The organism is Arsenophonus sp. ENCA, from assembly GCF_002287155.1.
Classification (GTDB): domain Bacteria; phylum Pseudomonadota; class Gammaproteobacteria; order Enterobacterales; family Enterobacteriaceae; genus Arsenophonus; species Arsenophonus nilaparvatae.
This window is the reverse complement of record NZ_NHNG01000067.1, coordinates 1-721: the sequence shown is the minus strand read 5'-3', so window position 1 is coordinate 721 and position 721 is coordinate 1. Positions and strand designations below refer to the sequence as shown.

Below are 721 nucleotides of genomic sequence, written 5' to 3'. Positions count from 1 at the left end.
TCAAGGGCAATAACCTTTTCTGTGTAATTGAGTAGCAAGCCTCGCATCGCTGATGGGTCATTTAATAGTTCAACCGGATTGACAGCTTCTAATGCTTTTCTTTCGCATTCAATAAAATACTGTCGGGCCTGTTTGCCTTTTTCATTACGCTCAACCATGGATAACTCTTTCGCCATATTGATAGAGATTGCGTATTCTTTAAGCACTCGTTGACGAGATTTTGCACTCGCCAGTTTTGGCGAGCTCAAATTTTCAACAATAATGAAATCATCGCCCTCTACAAATCCATATTGTTTAATTCTATCTTTTATCCAGTTGGAAAAATCTTTACCAATTTCCAGGAATGAATGTAAATCTCGCGTATTAACGGTCTGGATTAATTCCACATTGATGTTTTTTGTTTCAATGTTGATTAAATTTTGCATACAATAATTCCTCAATGTTAATTGATGAATGCATCTTGATTAAGTGGAAAATAAGTTAGGTGGGGTAATGACTTCTTGCTTTGTAACTATTTCTTCAGGGTATCAAGGAATACCCCAAAATAGATTAAGAGTGCGGGAACTATCATGACACCAATAACCAGTAGCTCTTGCCCACCTAAATGAAAGTCCCCCAATACCCCATGAGCAAATTTAATCTGTGGGTCTATTGCGGGTGCTGTTGTGGTGGCATGAGCAATATGGCCCACTATTAATTCGAAAGCAAAGGCGGCGCTGAT

General features: G+C 38.6%; 2 protein-coding genes. Both read right to left on the bottom strand.

What is annotated here, in order from left to right; translation table 11 throughout:
* The coding region (locus CBG25_RS02095) for an antA/AntB antirepressor family protein (RefSeq protein ID WP_290604203.1) at nucleotides 1-425 on the bottom strand (425 nt) is incomplete at its 3' end.
* 86 nt (nucleotides 426-511) lie between these two features.
* Nucleotides 512-721 (bottom strand): hypothetical protein (locus tag CBG25_RS02090; RefSeq protein WP_290604202.1); only part of this gene is annotated, 210 nt, incomplete at its 5' end.